At 65.4% G+C, this 18,719-nt stretch carries 20 protein-coding genes; 5 read left to right on the plus strand and 15 right to left on the minus strand.

Features of this window, described 5'->3' with window-relative positions; all coding sequences use genetic code 11:
* Window positions 1–28: 28 nt before the first annotated feature.
* The 9 genes from NP552_RS18650 to NP552_RS18690 form a co-directional block, all read right to left on the minus strand.
* Window positions 29–1,189: a D-alanyl-D-alanine carboxypeptidase family protein gene (locus tag NP552_RS18650; RefSeq protein WP_043863901.1), complete on the minus strand. Its 1,161-nt coding sequence runs from the start codon at window positions 1,187–1,189 to the stop codon at window positions 29–31.
* A 135-nt stretch (window positions 1,190–1,324) separates the two neighbouring features.
* The gene (locus tag NP552_RS18655) at window positions 1,325–2,326 is read right to left on the minus strand and encodes a septal ring lytic transglycosylase RlpA family protein (protein ID WP_043863902.1); all 1,002 of its coding nucleotides are present in this window, start codon (window positions 2,324–2,326) and stop codon (window positions 1,325–1,327) included.
* Window positions 2,326–3,336, minus strand: coding sequence for a lytic murein transglycosylase B (gene mltB, locus NP552_RS18660; RefSeq protein ID WP_043863903.1), 1,011 nt, complete (start codon window positions 3,334–3,336; stop codon window positions 2,326–2,328). Before mltB ends, NP552_RS18655 begins: the two co-directional genes overlap by 1 nt.
* 17 nt (window positions 3,337–3,353) lie before the next feature.
* Window positions 3,354–4,457, minus strand: a complete 1,104-nt coding sequence (gene rodA, locus NP552_RS18665; protein ID WP_043863944.1) for a rod shape-determining protein RodA — start codon at window positions 4,455–4,457, stop codon at window positions 3,354–3,356.
* A 31-nt stretch (window positions 4,458–4,488) separates the two neighbouring features.
* Complete coding sequence (mrdA, locus tag NP552_RS18670) at window positions 4,489–6,441, minus strand: penicillin-binding protein 2 (protein ID WP_054916341.1); 1,953 nt, start codon at window positions 6,439–6,441, stop codon at window positions 4,489–4,491.
* Window positions 6,442–6,456: 15 nt separating this feature from the next.
* Window positions 6,457–6,924: a 23S rRNA (pseudouridine(1915)-N(3))-methyltransferase RlmH gene (rlmH, locus tag NP552_RS18675; protein ID WP_010222895.1), complete on the minus strand. Its 468-nt coding sequence runs from the start codon at window positions 6,922–6,924 to the stop codon at window positions 6,457–6,459.
* A 9-nt stretch (window positions 6,925–6,933) separates the two neighbouring features.
* Complete coding sequence (gene rsfS / locus NP552_RS18680; RefSeq protein ID WP_088514344.1) at window positions 6,934–7,359, minus strand: ribosome silencing factor; 426 nt, start codon at window positions 7,357–7,359, stop codon at window positions 6,934–6,936.
* Window positions 7,360–7,403: 44 nt separating this feature from the next.
* On the minus strand, window positions 7,404–8,090 hold the full coding sequence (gene nadD, locus NP552_RS18685) for a nicotinate-nucleotide adenylyltransferase (RefSeq protein WP_043863906.1): 687 nt from the start codon (window positions 8,088–8,090) through the stop codon (window positions 7,404–7,406).
* Between the two features lie 2 nt (window positions 8,091–8,092).
* Entirely contained in the window at window positions 8,093–9,364 is a 1,272-nt protein-coding gene (locus NP552_RS18690; RefSeq protein WP_043863907.1) for a glutamate-5-semialdehyde dehydrogenase, read from the minus strand.
* Window positions 9,365–9,554: 190 nt separating this feature from the next.
* Here NP552_RS18690 and NP552_RS18695 point away from each other — a divergent pair, with 190 nt between their 5' ends.
* Together NP552_RS18695 and NP552_RS18700 are read left to right on the plus strand one after the other, a co-directional pair.
* Complete coding sequence (locus tag NP552_RS18695; protein WP_043863908.1) at window positions 9,555–10,247, plus strand: DNA-3-methyladenine glycosylase; 693 nt, start codon at window positions 9,555–9,557, stop codon at window positions 10,245–10,247.
* 4 nt (window positions 10,248–10,251) lie between these two features.
* A complete protein-coding gene (locus NP552_RS18700; RefSeq protein ID WP_274097028.1) occupies window positions 10,252–11,568 on the plus strand; it encodes a bifunctional DedA family/phosphatase PAP2 family protein in 1,317 nt (438 codons plus the stop codon).
* A gap of 3 nt (window positions 11,569–11,571) precedes the next feature.
* On the opposite strand, the gene NP552_RS18705 is transcribed toward NP552_RS18700, so the two are convergent.
* Genes NP552_RS18705 through NP552_RS18715 form a run of 3 tightly spaced genes read right to left on the minus strand, consistent with a single transcriptional unit; the run spans window position 11,572 to window position 13,247 of the window.
* Window positions 11,572–12,162: an LON peptidase substrate-binding domain-containing protein gene (locus tag NP552_RS18705; protein WP_043863910.1), complete on the minus strand. Its 591-nt coding sequence runs from the start codon at window positions 12,160–12,162 to the stop codon at window positions 11,572–11,574.
* A 9-nt stretch (window positions 12,163–12,171) separates the two neighbouring features.
* Window positions 12,172–12,882, minus strand: coding sequence for an LrgB family protein (locus tag NP552_RS18710; RefSeq protein WP_173925073.1), 711 nt, complete (start codon window positions 12,880–12,882; stop codon window positions 12,172–12,174).
* A 2-nt stretch (window positions 12,883–12,884) separates the two neighbouring features.
* The gene (locus tag NP552_RS18715) at window positions 12,885–13,247 is read right to left on the minus strand and encodes a CidA/LrgA family protein (protein ID WP_043863912.1); all 363 of its coding nucleotides are present in this window, start codon (window positions 13,245–13,247) and stop codon (window positions 12,885–12,887) included.
* A gap of 170 nt (window positions 13,248–13,417) precedes the next feature.
* On the opposite strand from NP552_RS18715, the gene NP552_RS18720 reads away from it, so the two are divergent.
* The 3 genes from NP552_RS18720 to NP552_RS18730 all read left to right on the plus strand — a co-directional run bounded on the left by NP552_RS18720 (window position 13,418) and on the right by NP552_RS18730 (window position 16,350).
* A complete protein-coding gene (locus NP552_RS18720; RefSeq protein WP_274097029.1) occupies window positions 13,418–13,873 on the plus strand; it encodes a MaoC family dehydratase in 456 nt (151 codons plus the stop codon).
* Window positions 13,874–13,960: 87 nt separating this feature from the next.
* Window positions 13,961–15,682, plus strand: a complete 1,722-nt coding sequence (locus NP552_RS18725) for a C13 family peptidase (RefSeq protein ID WP_274097030.1) — start codon at window positions 13,961–13,963, stop codon at window positions 15,680–15,682.
* Between the two features lie 26 nt (window positions 15,683–15,708).
* Window positions 15,709–16,350: an oxidoreductase gene (locus tag NP552_RS18730; protein WP_043863915.1), complete on the plus strand. Its 642-nt coding sequence runs from the start codon at window positions 15,709–15,711 to the stop codon at window positions 16,348–16,350.
* 90 nt (window positions 16,351–16,440) lie between these two features.
* Here NP552_RS18730 and NP552_RS18735 read toward each other — a convergent pair whose 3' ends face one another.
* Genes NP552_RS18735 through mpl form a run of 3 tightly spaced genes read right to left on the minus strand, consistent with a single transcriptional unit; the run spans window position 16,441 to window position 18,703 of the window.
* Window positions 16,441–16,731: a YceK/YidQ family lipoprotein gene (locus tag NP552_RS18735; RefSeq protein WP_274097031.1), complete on the minus strand. Its 291-nt coding sequence runs from the start codon at window positions 16,729–16,731 to the stop codon at window positions 16,441–16,443.
* Complete coding sequence (gene ubiX / locus NP552_RS18740) at window positions 16,728–17,357, minus strand: flavin prenyltransferase UbiX (protein ID WP_043863917.1); 630 nt, start codon at window positions 17,355–17,357, stop codon at window positions 16,728–16,730. Before ubiX ends, NP552_RS18735 begins: the two co-directional genes overlap by 4 nt.
* Entirely contained in the window at window positions 17,354–18,703 is a 1,350-nt protein-coding gene (gene mpl / locus NP552_RS18745; protein WP_274097032.1) for a UDP-N-acetylmuramate:L-alanyl-gamma-D-glutamyl-meso-diaminopimelate ligase, read from the minus strand. The genes ubiX and mpl overlap by 4 nt, the downstream gene beginning before the upstream one ends.
* Window positions 18,704–18,719: the final 16 nt, after the last annotated feature.

Here is an 18,719-nt window from a genome sequence, read left to right on the forward strand (position 1 = left end):
GTGTGCGGGGGCATGGCAGGTCACGATATCAGTTGAACAGCCCGTAGAAGAATAGCCGAATGCTATCCCACGCACGACGCAGGAAACCACCTTCCTCCACGTCGTCCAGCGCGATCAGGTCGGCGCTGTGTACCACATTGTCATCCAGTTTGACTTCCACTTTACCGATCACGTCACCTTTGGCGATGGGCGCGGTCAGCTGCGGGTTCATGGTCATGCTTGCAGCCAGCTTCTTCAATTGGCCTTTAGGCAAAGTCATGCTCAGGTCTTCGGCAAGACCTGCCTTGACCTGGGCTGTCTTGCCCTTCCACACCGGCGCCTGGGCCAGTTCGGTGCCCTTCTGGTAGAAGGTCTGGGTCTCGAAGAAGCGGAAACCGTAGGTCAGCAGCTTCTGGGTTTCGGCAGCGCGCGATTGCTCGCTGTTGGTACCGAACACCACGGCGATCAGGCGCATGCCGTCACGTACTGCCGAGGACACCATGCAGTAGCCCGCCTCGTCGGTGTGGCCGGTCTTCAGGCCGTCGACGGTCTTGTCGCGCCACAGCAGCAGGTTGCGGTTGGGCTGCTTGATGTTGTTCCAGAAGAATTCCTTCTGCGAGTAGATCGCGTAGTGCGCCGGATCCTCGTGGATGATCGCCCGTGCCAGCACCGCCATGTCGTGCGCCGAGGAGTAGTGCTCGGGGTTCGGCAGGCCGGTGGGGTTCATGAAGTGGCTGTTGCTCATGCCCAGGTCGGTGGCAGTCTTGTTCATCATGTCGGCGAAGGCGTCTTCACTGCCGGCAATGTGCTCGGCCAGGGCGACGCTGGCGTCGTTGCCCGACTGGATGATGATGCCGTGCAGCAGGTCGCTGACGCTGACCTGGGTGCCGACCTTGATGAACATGCGCGAACCGCCGGTACGCCAGGCGTTTTCGCTGACGGTGACCGGATCGTTCTCGCCGATCTGCCCGCGACGGATGTCCAGGGTGGCGATGTAAGCGGTCATCAGCTTGGTCAGGCTCGCCGGAGGCAGGCGCTGGTCGCCATTGTTCTCGACCAGGATGTTGCCGCTGGAGGCTTCCATGAGCACGTAGGACTTGGCTGCCAGTTGCGGCGGCGACGGCATCATCTGCTCTGCCGCGAAAGCGGCAGGAGCGATCATCAGCGGTACAAGCAGGCAAAGGCGTTTGGCAAAGCTGGTTATGTTCATCCGTCTCTCGAAATGGCTATTGGGCTCATGCCCTCGCGGGCAAAACGTATTCCAGGCGCTGGGCCTGGCGAGCAAAACGGCCATTGTACATGGCTGCTCTGCCCGACTGCATGACAAACCGATCAGTCCCCCCGATCAGTCTGCCGTGACGACTTTGGGTTGCCCCAGGTTGGCCAGGCGTACGCTGTCCTGCATCTGCTGGGCCTCGCCCTGGCTGTTGATCGGCCCCAGGCGCACGCGGTGCAGGGTCTGCTGGTTGCGCACGATGGAACTGATGAACACCGGCGCGCTGACCATGCCGCTGAGCTTGGAGCGCAGCAGTTCGGCCGCATCCGGGTTGGCGAACGCGCCGACCTGCAAGTAAAGACCATTGCTCGCCGGCCCGCTGCCGTTGTTGGCAACCTGCACCGGCACCACGGCCGCCGCGTGCTGCTGCGGCGGCGGGGTCCATTGCTCGACGGTGCCGGTACTGGCCGGCAGCGGCTGGGTCTGGGCCACCTGGGGCTGGTTGAGCACCATCGGCGCCTGCTGACCACGCTGGGCCCACCATTGCTGCGGGTCGATGCCCTCGACGCGCACCCGGGCGGTACCGGTTTCGGCGTAGCCGAGCTTCTTGGCCGCGGCGTAGGACAGGTCGATGATGCGGTCCGAATAGAACGGACCACGGTCGTTGACCCGCAGGATCACGCTGCGCTGGTTGTCCAGGTTGGTCACCTTGACGTAGGCCGGCAGTGGCAGGGTCTTGTGCGCCGCACTCATGCCGTACAGGTCGTACACCTCGCCATTGGCGGTGTTCTGCCCGTGGAACTTGGTGCCGTACCACGACGCCGTGCCCTCGGCGCGGTAGTTGCGCGAGTCCTGGATCGGGAAGTAGGTCTTGCCCAGCACCGTGTAGGGGTTGGCCTTGTAGTTGCCGGTGTGCACCGTTGGGGTGGCGTCGGGGATCTTCGAGACATCCACGTCCCACCACGGCGCGCCGTCCTTGTGGGCCCGGTTGATGTCCAGGCCCGGCTTGGCGCGAACCACGTTGCTGCCACCTTGCGGCGTCGGGCGGCTGGAGGAGCAGCTGACCAGCAACAGACCCAGGGCCGCGCAACCGATCAGTTTGAGAGATGTGTCAGTAAACAGTACGCGCATTACCTGGCGCCCCTTGCCTGGACCAGCTGATCCGAGAGTTGATGTACCGCCATGGCGTACATCACGCTGCGGTTGTAGCGAGTGATCGCGTAGAAATTCTTCAGGCCCAGCCAGTATTCCGGGCCGTTGTCGCCTTCGAGCCGGAAGGCGGTGACCGGCAGATCATCGCGCAGCGCATCATGACTCGACCAGCCCAGTGCCCGCAACTGCGCGACGGTCTTGACCGCCTCGATACCCGGGCTCAGGCCCTCGTCGACACGTTCGCCACGCACCTGGGCGCGGCTGACCACGCCCTCGCCGGCCACCCAGCCATGGCGCTTGAAGTAGCTGGCCACGCTGCCGATGGCATCGTCCGGGTTGGTCCAGATATTGATGTGGCCGTCGCCGTCGAAGTCCACGGCATAGGCGCGAAAGCTGCTGGGCATGAACTGCGGCAGGCCCATGGCGCCGGCGTACGAGCCCTTGAGGGTCAGCGGGTCGACCTGCTCTTCGCGGGCCAGCAGCAGGAACTCGCGCAGCTCCTTGCGGAAGAACTCGGCCCGCGGCGGGTAATCGAAGCCCAGGGTCGACAGCGCGTCGATCACCCGGTAATTGCCGGTGTTGCGGCCAAAGAAGGTCTCCACGCCGATGATCGCCACGATCACCTGGGCAGGCACGCCGTATTCCTTTTCGGCGCGCGCCAGGGTGGCCTCGTGCTGGCGCCAGAAGTCCACACCGCGGGCGATGCGCGCGTCGGTGATGAACATCGGCCGGTATTCCTTCCACGGCTTGACCCGCTCGGCCGGGCGCGAGATCGCATCCAGGATCGACTGCTTGCGCTGCGCCTCGCGAAACACCGCCATCAGTTGCTCGCCGGCAAAACCGTAGTCGCGGGTCATCTCGCCGACGAACTCGGCCACCTGGGGCGAGCCGTCATAATCGGCGGCACTCGCCTGCTGACCTGGGGCCAGCAGCCCCAACAGCCCGACCCAGGGGGCACAGCGAGCCACCCAGCCACGCATTGCTTGCATTGAATTGTTCACCTTATTCAAACCTGCGCGATCCATTTGCGGTGCGTGTGGATCGACATCAAAACCCCAAACGCTGACAGCAGCGTCACGAGCGAAGTTCCGCCATAGCTGATGAAGGGCAGCGGCACACCCACCACGGGCAACAGGCCGCTCACCATACCGATATTGACGAACACGTATACGAAGAAGGTCATGGTCAGGCTGCCGGCCAGCAGCTTGCCGTACAGCGTCTGCGCCTGGGCCGTGATCACCAGGCCGCGACCGATCAGCAGCAGGTAGATCAGCAGCAGCGCGCAGATGCCCACCAGGCCGAATTCCTCGCCGAGCACGGCGATGATGAAGTCGGTGTGGCTCTCGGGCAGAAAGTCCAGGTGCGACTGGGTGCCGAGCAGCCAACCCTTGCCGAATACCCCACCCGAGCCGATCGCCGCCTTGGACTGGATGATGTTCCAGCCGGTGCCCAACGGGTCGCTTTCCGGGTCGAGGAAGGTCAGCACGCGCTGCTTCTGGTAGTCGTGCATGACGAAGAACCACATCGCCACCGCCACCGGCACTGCCGCCGCCAGCACGCTGAGGATCCAGCGCCAGCGCAGCCCGCCCATGAACAGCACGAACGCGCCCGAGGCCAGGATCAGCAACGCGGTGCCCAGGTCGGGCTGGCGCACGATGAGAATGAACGGCACACCGATCAGGATCAGGCTGATCATCACGTGCTTGAGGTGCGGCGGCAGGGTGCGCTTGGCCAGGTACCAGGCGATGGTCGCCGGCATGATGATCTTCATGAACTCCGACGGCTGGAAGCGGATCACCCCGGGGATGTTGATCCAGCGCGTGGCGCCCATGGCGTTGTGGCCCATCACGTCCACCACCACCAGCAGGATCACCCCGCCGACGTACGCCAGTGGCACCCAGCGCGCCATGAAGCGTGGCTCCAGCTGGGCGATGACGAACATCGACACCAGGCCCAGGCCGAACGAGGACGCCTGCTTGAGCAGCATGTCCCAGTTCTTGCCGCTGGCCGAATACAGCACGAAAAGGCTGCCGGCGGCCAGGGTCAGCAGCAGCACCAGCAGCGGGCCGTCGACATGGATGCGCTGCAGGAAGCTGGCGCGGCGGCGCATCACGTCCTCGCTGGAGAGCATGCGATCGAAATTACTCTTCACGGGCCGTTTCCTGCGCGGTTGTAGGGTTGGCTGGCGGGGCGGCCGGGGTGGTCACCGACACATTGGTCGGGGCGCCCGCGGGGTTGGCGTATTCAGGCTTGAGGCGACCGTTCTGGTCGAGCAGCCAGGCGTCCATCACCTGGCGTACCACGGGGGCGGCCACGCCGGAGCCGGACTCGCCGTTCTCGACCATCACCGACACCACAATCTTCGGGTTTTCGGCCGGGGCGAAGGACACGAACAGGGCGTGGTCGCGGTGACGCTCCTGCACCTTGTTGCGGTCATACTTCTCGCCCTGCTTGATCGCGACCACCTGCGCAGTACCACTCTTGCCGGCGATGCGGTACTGCGCGCCGATGGCGGCCTTGCGCGCGGTACCACGGGCACCGTGCATCACCATCTCCATGCCGTGGGTGACCCTGTTCCAGTCGGCCTTGTCACGCAGCACGATGTCTTCCATCGGGTTCTCGTCCACCGGGCGCACGCCCTCGACGGTCTTGGCCAGGTGCGGGCGGTTCCACTTGCCCTTGCTGGCGATCAGCGCGGTGGCCTGGGCCAGTTGCAGCGGCGTGGCCTGCATGTAGCCCTGGCCGATGCCGAGGATCAGTGTCTCGCCGGGGAACCAGGCCTGGCGCCGGGTCGCGCGCTTCCAGTCACGCGACGGCATCAGCCCGGAGGATTCCTCGAACATGTCCAGCGCGACCTTCTGGCCGATGCCGAAGCGGTTCATGTAGGCCGAAAGCCGGTCGATGCCGACCTTGTGCGCCAGGTCGTAGAAATAGGTGTCGTTGGAACGCATGATCGCCGTGTCGAGGTCGACCCAGCCATCACCGGTGCGGTTCCAGTTGCGGTACTTGTGGTCATAGTTGGGCAGTTGGTAGTAGCCCGGGTCGAACACCCGCGAGGTGGCCGTGACCGCGCCGGTGTCCAGGCCGACGATGGCCACTGCCGGCTTGATCGTCGACCCCGGCGGGTACAGGCCGCGCAGTACGCGGTTGAACAGCGGGCGGTCGATCGAGTCGCGCAGCTCGGCATAGGCCTTGAAGCTGATGCCGGTGACGAAGGGGTTGGGGTCGAAGCTCGGCTGACTGACCATCGCCAGCACTTCACCTGTGTTCGGGTCGAGCGCCACGATCGCGCCACGACGACCGCCCAGCGCCGCTTCGGCGGCTTCCTGCAGCTTGATGTCCAGGCTCAGGACGATGTCCTTGCCGGGGATCGGATCGGTACGCTTGAGCACCCGCAGCACCCGGCCACGGGCGTTGGTCTCGACCTCTTCGTAGCCGACCTGGCCATGCAGCTCGGCTTCGTAGAAGCGCTCGATACCGGTCTTGCCGATATGGTGGGTGCCACTGTAGTTGACCGGGTCGAGGGACTTGAGCTCTTTTTCGTTGATGCGCCCCACATAGCCGACCGAATGCGCAAAGTGCGCACCCTGCGGGTAATGGCGTACCAGCTGCGCCGCCACCTCCACACCCGGCAGGCGGAACTGGTTCACCGCTATCCGGGCGATCTGCTCTTCGGTCAGCTCGAACAGGATCGGTACCGGCTCGAAGGGCCGACGCCCCTGGCGCATGCGTTTTTCGAACAGTGCCCGGTCGTCCTCGGTCAGCTCCAGCACCTCGACGATGGAATCGAGCACCTGCTGCCAGTCACCGGAACGCTCGCGGGTCATGGTCAGGCTGAAGCTTGGCCGGTTGTCGGCGACGATCACCCCGTTGCGGTCGAAGATCAGCCCGCGTGTCGGCGGGATCGGCTGCACATGCACCCGGTTGTTCTCCGACAGCGTGGAGTGGTAGTCGTACTGAATGACCTGCAGGTAGTACAGCCGGGCGATCAGCACGCAAATCAGCAGCACGATCGCGACTGCGCCGACCACGACGCGGCTACGCACCAGGCGGGCGTCTTTCTCGTGGTCCTTGAGGCGAATCGGCTGCGACATTGAAAAGGCTTACGACTATTTGTGGTAAGGGTGCCCGGACAACACGGTCCAGGCGCGGTACAGCTGTTCGCCGATCAGTATCCTTACCAACGGGTGCGGCAAGGTCAGCGGCGACAGCGACCAGCGCTGCTCGGCCCGCGCACAGACTTCCGGCGCCAGCCCTTCGGGGCCGCCGACCATGAAGTTGACGGTACGCGAGTCGAGGCGCCAGCGGTCCAGTTCGACCGCCAGCTGTTCGGTGCTCCACGGCTTGCCGTGCACCTCGAGGGTGACGATACGCTCGCCCGGCTGGACCTTGGCCAGCATGGCCTCGCCCTCCTGACGGATCAGGCGGGCAACGTCGGCATTCTTGCCGCGCGTGTTGAGCGGTATCTCCACCAGCTCCAGGGACAGCTCCGACGGCAGGCGCTTGGCATATTCATGCCAGCCGTCCTCGACCCATTTGGGCATGCGCGAGCCGACCGCGATCAGACGCAGACGCACGGGGCTACCTTATTCCTGGTCTTTGTTGAGCTTGGCGAAGTGCTCGTGGGTGTGCTCCGGGCTGTGGTGCTTGCCATCGGCGGCACGGCTCTGCTCGGCACCTTTCCACAGGCGCTCCAGGTCGTAGAACTGACGGGCCGAGGCGGTCATCATGTGCACGATGACGTCGTCCAGGTCCAGCAGCACCCAGTCGCTGTCGCCCTTGCCTTCTTCGCCCAGCGGACGAACGCCCTTCTCCTTGACCATCTGGCGGACCTTGTCCAGCATCGCGCTGATCTGGCGGTTGGAGGTACCGGTGGCGATGATCATGTAGTCGGTGATGCTCTGCTTGTCGCGAACGTCGATGACCAGGACGTCCTGGGCCTTGACGTCTTCAAGGGCAGCTACCGCGACCTTGACCAGCTCTTCGCCTTTAATCATTTCTTGCTTGCTCATATAAAACTCATTCAACTCGTAGGTATGAGGCGCCGTTGGCGCACTCAGTTCGGCACACGGTACAGGCCGTGCGCATCGATATAGGCCAGTACTGCGTCCGGCACCAGAAACCGCACCGACTTGCCGCTGGCCAGCAGCTGTCGGATCTGCGTGGCCGACACCGACAAGGGTGTCTGCCAGACGAATGCTATGTGCCCGGCCGGCCCCTGCAGGGCTTGCGGGTCACTCACCGAACGTGCGGCCAGCAGGTTGCGCAGGGCATCCGGCGACTCGACGTCGGCATCCGGGCGCTGAAGCACCAGGATATGACAGTGTTGCAACAACTCTTCCCAGCGATGCCAGCTCGGCAGGCCGCAGAATGCGTCCCAGCCCAGCAGCAGGAACAACTGGTCGTCAGCGGCCATTTCGGCGCGCATCAGCTCCAGCGTATCGATGGTGTAGGACGGCTTGTCCCGGGCCAGCTCACGCGCATCGACGCTCAGCAGGGGCACGCCCTCGACCGCTCGTTCGACCATGGCCAGGCGATCCTGCGCCGACACCTGCGGCATGTCGCGGTGCGGCGGGCGCGCATTGGGCATCAGGCGCAGTTCGTCCAGCGTCAGCACTTCGGCCACCTCCAGCGCACTGCGCAGGTGACCGATGTGCACCGGATCGAACGTGCCGCCGAGCACGCCGATGCGCCGGGCGGGCGACGGCGTGGCAGCAACGGCGAGCGGGCTGTGCTCGGCCAAGGTCAGAACGACTCCTGACCGCGCAGCTGGCCGTCACCGATCACCACGTACTTCTCGCAGGTCAGCCCTTCCAGGCCGACCGGGCCGCGTGCATGCAGCTTGTCGGTGGAGATGCCGATCTCGGCCCCCAGGCCGTACTCGAAGCCGTCGGCAAAGCAGGTCGGGGTGTTGATCATCACCGACGAGGAGTCGACCTCGGCGGTAAAGCGCCGGGCCTGACCCTGGTGTTCGGTGACGATCGAATCGGTATGGTGCGAACCATAGTGGTTGATGTGCTCGATGGCCGCATCCAGGCCATCGACCACGCGAATCGACAGAATCGCCGCCAGGTACTCGGTGCTCCAGTCGTCTTCGCTGGCCGGCAGTGCCTCGATGATCTGCCGGGTGCGCTCGCAGCCCCGCAGCTCCACGCCCTTGTCGCGAAACTGGCTGGCCATCGCCGGCAGGAACGCCGCAGCGACCGACTGGTCGACCAGCAGGGTTTCCATGGCGCCGCAGATGCCGTAGCGATAGGTCTTGGCGTTGAAGGCGATGCGTTGGGCCTTGTCCAGCTCGGCGTGCTCGGCCACGTACACGTGGCAGATGCCGTCCAGGTGCTTGATCACCGGCACCCGTGCGTCGCGGCTGACCCGTTCGATCAGGCCCTTGCCGCCACGGGGCACGATCACGTCGACGTACTCGGGCATGCTGATCAGCGCGCCCACCGCCTCGCGGTCGGTGACCTCGACCACCTGCACCACCGCCGCGGGCAGGTCGGCCTCGGCCAGGCCGCGCTGGATGCAGGCGGCAATGGCACGGTTGGAATGAATGGCTTCGGAGCCGCCACGCAGGATGGTGGCGTTGCCCGACTTCAGGCACAGGCTGGCAGCGTCGATGGTCACGTTGGGGCGCGACTCGTAGATGATGCCGATGACGCCCAGCGGTACGCGCATCTTGCCGACCTGGATGCCGGAGGGGCGATAGCTCATGTCGCGGATGGCACCGACCGGGTCCGGCAGGCTGGCCACCTGGCGCAGGCCGACGATCATGCCGTCGATGCGGGCCGGGGTCAGCGCCAGGCGCTCGAGCATGGCCGGCTCCAGACCATTGGCGCGGCCGGCAGCCAGGTCCAGTTCGTTGGCGGCGCCCAGCTCGGCGCGGGCGGCGTCCAGGGCATTGGCGGCAGCGTGCAGGGCGCGGTTCTTCTGCGCGGTGCTGGCGCGGGCAATCACGCGCGCGGCCTCACGGGCGGCGCGACCCAGGCGGGTCATGTAGTCAAGAACGGACTCAGTCATGGGCTCAGTGTCTTGGCGGAGGGGAAAATCGGCTGATTATAACTGCCATGCAGGTATACGCCCAGCGGTGTCAGGCGGATGGTCGAAAACAGTGTATGAAGATGTACCGTAGCGCGTCCCTTCGCCGGCAAGGCCGGCTCCAGCAAAGCCCCGCCGCCGACCCGGACCATAAATTGCTATTATCGCGCCCATGACCGAATTCGCCCCCTGCCCGCCCCGGGCCCTCCCCGACAGCTTCTTCGACCGCGACGCCCAGACCCTGGCCAAGGCCCTGCTCGGCAAGGTAATCCGCCATCGTCAGGGCGAGCTGTGGCTGTCGGCGCGCATCATCGAGACCGAAGCCTATTACGTCACCGACAAGGGCAGCCACGCCTCGCTGGGCTACACCGAAAAACGCAAGGCCCTGTTCCTCGACGGCGGCCACATCTACATGTACTACGCCCGTGGCGGCGATTCGCTCAACTTCAGCGCCCACGGCCCCGGCAACGCGGTGCTGATCAAGTCGGCCTACCCCTGGGTGGATGCCGTCAGCGACCACAACAGCCTGGCGCAGATGCAGCTGAACAACCCCGACGCCAGCGGCCAGCCGCGCGCCGACCAGCGCCTGTGTGCCGGCCAGACCCTGCTGTGCAAGGCCCTGGGGCTGAAAGTCCCGCACTGGGACGCCCAGCGCTTCGACCCCGAGCGGCTGTTCGTCGAAGACTGCGGCATAACCGTGAAACACATTATTCAGACCACACGCCTGGGCATTCCCCAAGGGCGCGACGAACATCTGCCCTACCGTTTCGTCGACGCCGACTTCGCCGCGCACTGCACCCGGAACCCACTGCGCCGTGGGCAAGTCGAAGGCCGCGACTATTTCTTACTGACACAAGGAAACTGACACCATGGGCCCATGGCTCGACAGCCTGACCGGCTGGCTGACCGCGAACCCGCAATGGCTCGGCCTGGCAATCTTCATCGTGGCCTGCGTCGAATGCCTGGCCATCGCCGGGCTCATCGTGCCCGGCACCATCCTGCTGTTCGCCGTGGCGGTTCTCGCCGGCAGCGGCGCACTGGGCCTGAGCGAAACCCTGCTGCTGGGCTTTCTGGGCGGGCTGCTGGGCGACGCGATTTCCTACACCCTGGGCCGGCGCTTCCACCAGAACATCCGGCGCCTGCCGCTGCTGCGCCACCACCCCGAATGGATCGGCAGCGCCGAGAGCTACTTCCAGCGCTATGGCATCGCCAGCCTGCTGGTGGGGCGCTTCATCGGCCCGCTGCGGCCGATGCTGCCGATGGTGGCGGGCATGTTCGACATGCCCTTGCCACGCTTCATCGCCGTCAGCCTGTTGGCAGGTGCCGGCTGGGCGGTGGCCTACCTGCTGCCCGGCTGGGCCACCGGCGCGGCCATGCGCCTGCCGCTGCCCGAAGGGTTCTGGACCGAAGCAGGCATCATCGCCGCCGGCCTCGCACTATTGATCGGCCTGAGCATCAGCACCAGCCTGCGCAGCAAGCGCTACGGCACACGGCTGATCGCCGGCCTGAGCCTGGTAATGCTGGCTACGGTGTTCATCGGCTGGCCGTACCTGAACGATTTCGACCAGGGCCTGATGACCCTGGTGCAGGAACACCGCCGCGCCACGCTGGACGGCACCATCGTACTGATCACCCGCCTGGGCGACTTCCGTACGCAGTTCGTGGTGGGCGGTGTGCTCACCGGCCTGCTGCTGCTGAGCCGGCAGTGGCGCCCGGCGATCTTCGCCGCCTGCACGCTGATGGGCACGGCGCTGGCCAACGGCACACTCAAGTGGCTGTTCGCCCGCGCGCGCCCCGAAGTGCTCAGCGACCCGCTGACCTCCTACAGCATGCCCAGTGGCCACAGTTCGGCGTCATTCGCGTTCTTTCTGACGCTGGCGGTGCTGGCCGGTCGTGGCCAGCCGCCACGCATGCGCCTGACCTGGATTCTGCTGGGGTGCCTGCCGGCGATGTCGATTGCCCTGTCCAGGGTCTACCTGGGTGCACACTGGCCCACCGACATCCTCGCCGGCTCGCTGCTGGCCTGCTGCGTGTGCGCCGCCAGCCTGAGCCTGGTGCAGCACCGCGAGCCGCTCGGCGCCATGCCGCTCAAGGTGTGGTGGCTGATCCTGCCGGCCTGCGCCGGCACCCTGGCGTTCTTCGCCCTGCATGCCTTGCCCCATGCCCTGCTGCGCTACCAGTACTGAGACCTAGGCGAACAACTCGCCCTGCAGCCGCTCGAGCAGCGCCTGGATCGCGTCCAGGCGCTGGCGGGGTGAATCGATGGCCAGCAGGTCGAGCTTGTCTTCATCCTCGAAGGGCAGCAGGTAGGCCAGCTGGTTGGCCAGTGCCTGCTGGCCGATGACCTCGACCGGCATGTCCAGTGCCGCCACCATCGGGTGCTCGCCCAGCGCGCCGAGCAAGGCCAGCAGGTCGTGATCGTCCTCCTCCAGGGGGGCGTCGGGCTGTTCGCTGCGCCAGTTCACGTCGGCCAGCAGCAGTTGGTCCTTCTGCACCTCGTAGGGGCCGACATCGAAGCGCCGCACACCCTCGACGCGAATGCCCAGCAGGCCGTTGTCCTGCTGCTGGAAGTCGCGTATCAACGCCTCGCAGCCGATTGTCGCGAACCCCGACGGGGCATTGCCCACCTGCTCGCCTTCGAGGATGCACACCACGCCGAACCCGCCGCCCTGCTTCATGCAGCGGCCGATCATGTCCAGGTAACGCGCCTCGAAGATCTGCAGGTCGAGCTTGCAGCCGGGGAACAGCACGGTATTGAGTGGAAACAGGGGCAATGTCATCGAATATCCTCAGGCAACCAAGCTGACCGCCAACGGCAGGAACACCGCCGTGACCACTCCCATCAGGCTCATGCCCAGGGCCGCGAAGGCCCCGGTTTCCTCGCTTTCTTCCAACGCCACCGCCGTGCCCACCGCGTGCGCACTGATGCCCAGTGCCATGCCGCGGGCTTCCGGGCTGCTCACCCCGCAGGCCGACAGCAGGGCCGGGCCGAAGATCGCCCCGATCACCCCGGTGATCAGCACGAACACTGCCGCCAGCGCCGCCACCCCGCCGATCTGCTCGGCCACCAGCATCGCAATCGGCGAAGTCACCGACTTGGGCGCCATGGTCATCAGGATCATGTGTTCGGCACCGAACCACCAGCCCAGCAACAGGCAGGCACAGGTCGCGACCAGGCCGCCGATTACCAGCGTAGTCAAGGTCGGCCACAACAGCTGGCGAATACGCCGCAGGTTCAGGTAGAGCGGGACCGCCAGGGCCACGGTGGCCGGGCCCAGCAGGATGTTCATGATTTCGGTGCTCTTGCGGTACTCGGCGTAGGACACGCCGCACGTCACCAGTACACCGATCACCACCAGCATCGATACCAGTACCGGCTGCAGGAAGATCCAGCGGGTCTTGTCATAGGCCGCCAACACCAGCTGATAGGCCCCCAGGGTGATACCGATGCCGAACAGCGGGTGGTGGATGACCGCATCGAGGGCGCCGTGCCAGTCCATGCTCATGGCTTTTCCTCACGACGGGCCTGACGGGCAATCATCTTCTGCATGAGCACGCCACAGAACGCCAGGGCGATCAGCACCGACAGCACCAGCGAACCGACGATGGCCCAGAAGTCGGCAGCAATGTCGGCGGCGTACACCATCACCCCCACCGCCGGCGGCACCAGCAGCAACGGCAGGTAGCGCAGCAGGCTGCTGGCCGCCTCGCTCAACGGCGCACTGACCTCGCCGCGCAGCATCAGGTACGCCAGCAACAGCACCAGCCCGATGATCGGCCCCGGCAGCATCGACAGAAACAGGTGATTGATCGCCGTCCCCAGCAACTGGAACAGCACGAGCCACGTCAAACCACGCAACAACATTGCACTTCTCCCTCAGGCCTGGCGGCCATTATAAGCACGCTAACGACTGGTCTATACCCCGATATTCGCTGAAACAACGGTGACTTGACCGCATCCGGTCGGCGTGCTGATCTTAAGCAGTCGAACCTGTAGCAGTCACAACAAAATCAAAGACAACCAGGAGAGTCGCAATGCCCTATGTACCCGTTGCAGAGCTGGCGCAGTACGTTGGAAAGGAACTGGGACGTTCCGAGTGGCTGACCATCGACCAGGAGCGCATCAACCTGTTCGCCGAGGCTACCGGCGACTTCCAGTTCATTCATGTGGACCCGGTGAACGCGGCAAAAACGCCATTTGGCAGCACCATTGCCCACGGTTTTCTAACCCTTTCGCTGATTCCCAAGCTGATGGAAGACATCCTCGTGCTGCCCGAGGGGCTGAAGATGGTCGTCAACTATGGCCTGGACAGCGTGCGCTTCATCCAGCCGGTGAAGGTCGGTTCGCGGGTTCGGCTCAAGGTCGACCTGAGCGAGGCCGTCGAGAAGAAACCGGGCCAGTGGCTGCTCAAGGCCACCACCACCCTGGAAATCGAAGGCCAGGACAAACCCGCCTATATCGCCGAGCCGCTGTCGCTCTGCTTCGTCTGACCCGCCCAAGGTGAAACAGCTGCCAGCGGCTGTTTCACCCGCGACAAACTGCGGCATACTCGGGGCCTGACTTGCCCGGACCCCGCCATGCGCCCATTCGTACCCCTTGCCCTGACCCTGCTGCTCGCCGCCTGTGGCGACGGTGAACCGCTGTCACCGCTCGATGCCCGCCTGCCCGATGGCGGCCGCTACCGTGGCGACGTGGTCAATGGCCTGCTGCAGGGCCCGGGGCGCATCGACTACCCCAACGGCAGCTGGTATGCCGGCAACTTCCAGCAGGGCCAGTGGCAGGGCCGCGGCGAATGGCACGGCAGCAATGGCGAGGTGTACCGCGGCGAGTTCCAGCAGGGTCTGTTTCACGGCCAGGGCGAGCTAACCACCCCGGGCAGCCACTACAGCGGCGGCTTCAAGCTTGGCCGGCGTGACGGCGAAGGCACCCTCAGGGAAGGCCAGGTGCAGTATCGCGGGCAGTTCAAGGACGACCAGTACAACGGCGCCGGCGAACTGACCCTGGCCGACGGCAGCCAGTACCAGGGCCTGTTCGCCAAGGGCAAACCCCACGGCGAAGGCATCCGCAGCGATGCCAGTGGCAACCAGTTCAGCGGGCGCTTCGTCGACGGCCAGTTGCAGGGCAGCGGCACCTTCAACAGCGCCGAAGGCGACCAGTACATCGGCGAATTCAAGGACAACCACCTGCAAGGTCGCGGCCGTTACGAAAATGCCGATGGCGACGTTTGGATCGGCCAGTTCCGCGACGGCTCGCTGACCGGCAAGGGCGAGCTGTTCGGCAGCGACGGCAGCCACTACAAGGGCGAGTTTCGCGACTGGCGCTTCGCCGGCCAGGGCCGTCTGCAATTGCCCGACGGCAGCCTGTACGTCGGCGGTTTCGAAAACGACACCTACCAGGGCAAAGGCCGGCTGACGCAGGTCGACGGCAGCGTCGAAAGCGGCCACTGGGTCAACGGCCTGCGCGTGCGCGACGAACACGGGCGCCTGTTGCCCGACCCCCTGGAGCTGGCCCTGCTCAAGCAGGGCACCCTGCTCGACAAGGCGCTGGCCCAGGTACCGGCCTCCACCCCGGCCATCGAACTGTACAGCCTGGCCCTGGCCGGCGATGGCAACCAGAGCGTGTTCATGCGCGAGGCCGACTACGTCAGCGACATGCTCAAGACCCGTTTCGGTGCCACTGGCCAGGTCGCCCTGGTCAACCACCGCGACCACATGGCCGACCGCCCCCTGGCCACCCGCGAGAACCTGGCGCGGGCCGCACGCACCCTGGCCGAGCGCAGCGGCCCCGAAGACCTGGTGTTCATCTACCTGACCAGCCACGGCAGCCACGAACATGAACTGGTGCTGGATCTGCCGCGCCTGCAACTGGCCGACCTGCCCGCCGATGAACTCTCGGCCGCGCTTGCCCCACTAAAGGAACGTGACAAGATAATCGTGATCTCTGCGTGCTACTCGGGGGGTTACATCGATTCACTCAAGGACGACAAGACCTTGATCATGACCGCATCGCGTGCCGACCGGGTGTCATTCGGCTGCTCCGAAGAGGCCGACTTCACCTATTTCGGCGAAGCACTGTTCGCCCGGGCACTGAACCAGACCGACGACCTGCAGCAGGCCTTCGAACTGGCCAAGACCACGGTGCAGCAGCGCGAGCAGGCCGATGGCTTCGAGGCTTCAGAACCTCAGCTGTGGGCGCCGCAACGGGTGCTGCAGCACTGGCAGAAACTGCGCCAGCAACAGGCACGAAAAGCACTGCAAAGTGCCGATGCGGTACAAGCAGAAAATACAAGCAGCCACTAAGCTGACTGTATCAAGGGAGAGACATCATGTACCTGACGCCTCAGCACATCCTGATTGCCGGAGCCACCGGGCTGACTGGTGAGCATTTGCTGGATCGGCTGCTCAACGAGCCGACCGTGAGCCGTGTGCTGGCCCCCACGCGCCGGCCGCTGGCCGAACACCCGCACCTGGAGAACCCGGTCGGCGACCCGGCGGTGTTCCTGCCGCAGTTGAGCGGCCGCGTGGACATCGCCTTCTGCTGCCTGGGCACCACCATCAAACAGGCAGGTTCGGAAACGGCGTTTCGCGCCGTCGACCTGGACATGGTGGTGGCGTTCAGCAAGCGGGCGCGGGAAATGGGTGCACGGCACCTGCTGGTGGTCAGCGCGATTGGCGCCGACCCCAAGTCGTCGGTGTTCTACAACCGGGTCAAGGGCGAGATGGAACAGGCACTCATGGCGCAGGACTGGCCGCAATTGACCATCGCGCGGCCGTCGGTGCTGCTGGGCGAGCGTATCGAGCCTCGGCTCGGTGAACAGTTTGCCGGGCCGTTGTCGCGGCTGCTGCCGGGCAAGTACCGCGGCATCGAAGCCTGCCAACTGGCGCGGGCGCTGTGGCGCCTGGCGCTGGAAGAGCAGGACGGGGTCCGGACCGTGGAGTCCGATGAACTGCGTAGATTGGGTAAGTAATTCAAAGGCCTCATCGCGGGTCGAGCCCGCTCCCACAAGGACAGCTCAGCCCCTTGTGGGAGCGGGCTCGACCCGCGATAAGGCCGCTGGCTACAACCCGCCGGTAGCCTGAAACCCCACCCCCAGCACCGTAAGCACCGACAACGGCAGCAACACCGTATCGAGCACTGCACTGCCCGGCAGGTCCAGCCCCGGGTACGCCGGTGCCGGCGCGCCAAAACGGTCTTCAGGGCAGCAACCGCCCCGCAGCGCATACAGATCCAGCCGCGTACCCGAATACACCACCGGTGCCCCCGGCTTGGCCGCATCCAGCGTGCGCACCGTGGCGCAGCCGCTGCTCAGTGCCAGCACCGCCAGGCCTGCCACCAGCAGCGCCTTCACTCCTCGCCGCCAACATGGTGCTCGCCCCAGCGCGGCAGCATGTCCTGCGGAACATCCAGCAGGTTGAGAATCCGCGCCACCACAAAATCCACCAGGTCGTCGATGGTCTGCGGTTGGTGATAGAAGCCCGGCGAGGCCGGCAATATCACCGCGCCCATCTGCGACAGCTTGAGCATGTTCTCCAGGTGGATGGTCGAGAAAGGCGCCTCGCGCGGCACCAGAATCAACTGCCGACGCTCCTTCAAGGTCACGTCCGCGGCCCGCTCGATCAGGTTGTTGCAGGCCCCGGTGGCGATTGCCGACAGCGTGCCGGTGGAACAGGGCACCACCACCATCGCTGCCGGCGCCCCGGAGCCCGAGGCCACCGGCGACATCCAGTCCTCGCGCCCGTATACCCGGATCTGCCCGGCCGCAGCGCCGGTGTACTCGGTCAGAAACGCCTGGATCGACTGCGGCTTGGCCGGCAACACCACGTCGGTCTCGGTCGACATCACCAGTTGCGCAGCCTTGGAGATCAGAAAATGCACCTCGCGGTCTTCACGCACCAGGCAATCGAGCAGGCGCAACCCGTACTGCGCCCCGGAGGCACCGGTCATGGCCAGCGTGATGCGCTCCGGGCCGCTCATCGCAGTGCCTCGGCCAGCTTGCCGTGCAGCCCGCCAAAGCCGCCGTTGCTCATGATCACCACCTGGGTGCCCGGCGCGGCCTGGCTTTTGACCCGCTCGATGATCGCCTCGAGACTGTCGGCGACAATCGACGGCACCGTGCACTCGGCGGCGGTGGCGGCCAGGTCCCAGCCCAGATTGGGCGGTGCATACCAGATCACCTGGTCGGCATCGCACACGCTCTGGGGCAGGCCATCACGGTGGGCGCCCAGCTTCATGGAGTTGGAGCGCGGCTCGATCACCGCGATCAACGGGGCGTCGCCGATGCGCTTGCGCAGCCCGTCGAGGGTGGTGGCAATGGCGGTCGGATGGTGGGCAAAGTCATCATAGATGGTCACACCCTGGACTTCAGCGACCTTTTCCATGCGCCGCTTGACGCTCTTGAACGCGCTCAAGGCGGCAATCCCGATGGCCGGCACCACGCCCACATGGCGGGCAGCGGCCAGGGTGGCCAGGGCGTTGGCCACGTTGTGCTGGCCGGTCAGCTCCCACTCCACCACGCCCTGGCCTTGGCCTTCAAAACTGACTTCGAAGCGCGAACCGTCGGCGCTGAGCAGTTTCACCTGCCACTGGCCACCGGCGCCGGTGGTCTGCACCGGGGTCCAGCAGCCCATCTCGATCACCTTCTGCAGGGCCGGCTCGGTGGTGGGGTGAATGACCAGGCCTTCGCTCGGGATGGTGCGCACCAGATGGTGGAACTGGCGCTCGATGGCAGCCAGATCAGGGAAGATGTCTGCGTGATCGAACTCGAGGTTGTTCAAAATGGCGGTGCGCGGACGGTAGTGCACGAACTTGGAACGCTTGTCGAAGAACGCGCTGTCGTACTCGTCGGCCTCGACCACGAAGAACGGCGTGGCGCCCAGGCGCGCCGACACCGAGAAGTTCTGCGGCACACCGCCGATCAGAAAGCCGGGGCTCATCCCGGCATGCTCCAGCACCCAGGCCAGCATGCTGCTGGTGGTGGTCTTGCCGTGGGTGCCGGCCACGGCCAGTACCCAGCGGCCCTGCAGCACGTGGTCAGCCAGCCACTGCGGGCCCGACACGTAGGGCAGGCCCTTGTTCAGCACGTACTCCACCGCCGGGTTGCCCCGCGACAGTGCGTTGCCGATCACCACCAGGTCGGGGGCCGGCTCCAGCTGGGCGGCGTCATAGCCTTGATGCAGCTCGATGCCCTGGGACTGGAGCTGGGTGCTCATGGGGGGATAGACGTTGGCGTCGGAGCCGGTGACGCGGTGGCCAAGCTCCTTGGCCAGCACCGCCAGCGAGCCCATGAAAGTACCGCAGATACCGAGAATATGAATGTGCATGGTCGACCTCACGAAA

It is taken from the genome of Pseudomonas sp. 8209 (assembly GCF_028682105.1).
Lineage (GTDB): Bacteria > Pseudomonadota > Gammaproteobacteria > Pseudomonadales > Pseudomonadaceae > Aquipseudomonas > Aquipseudomonas palmensis.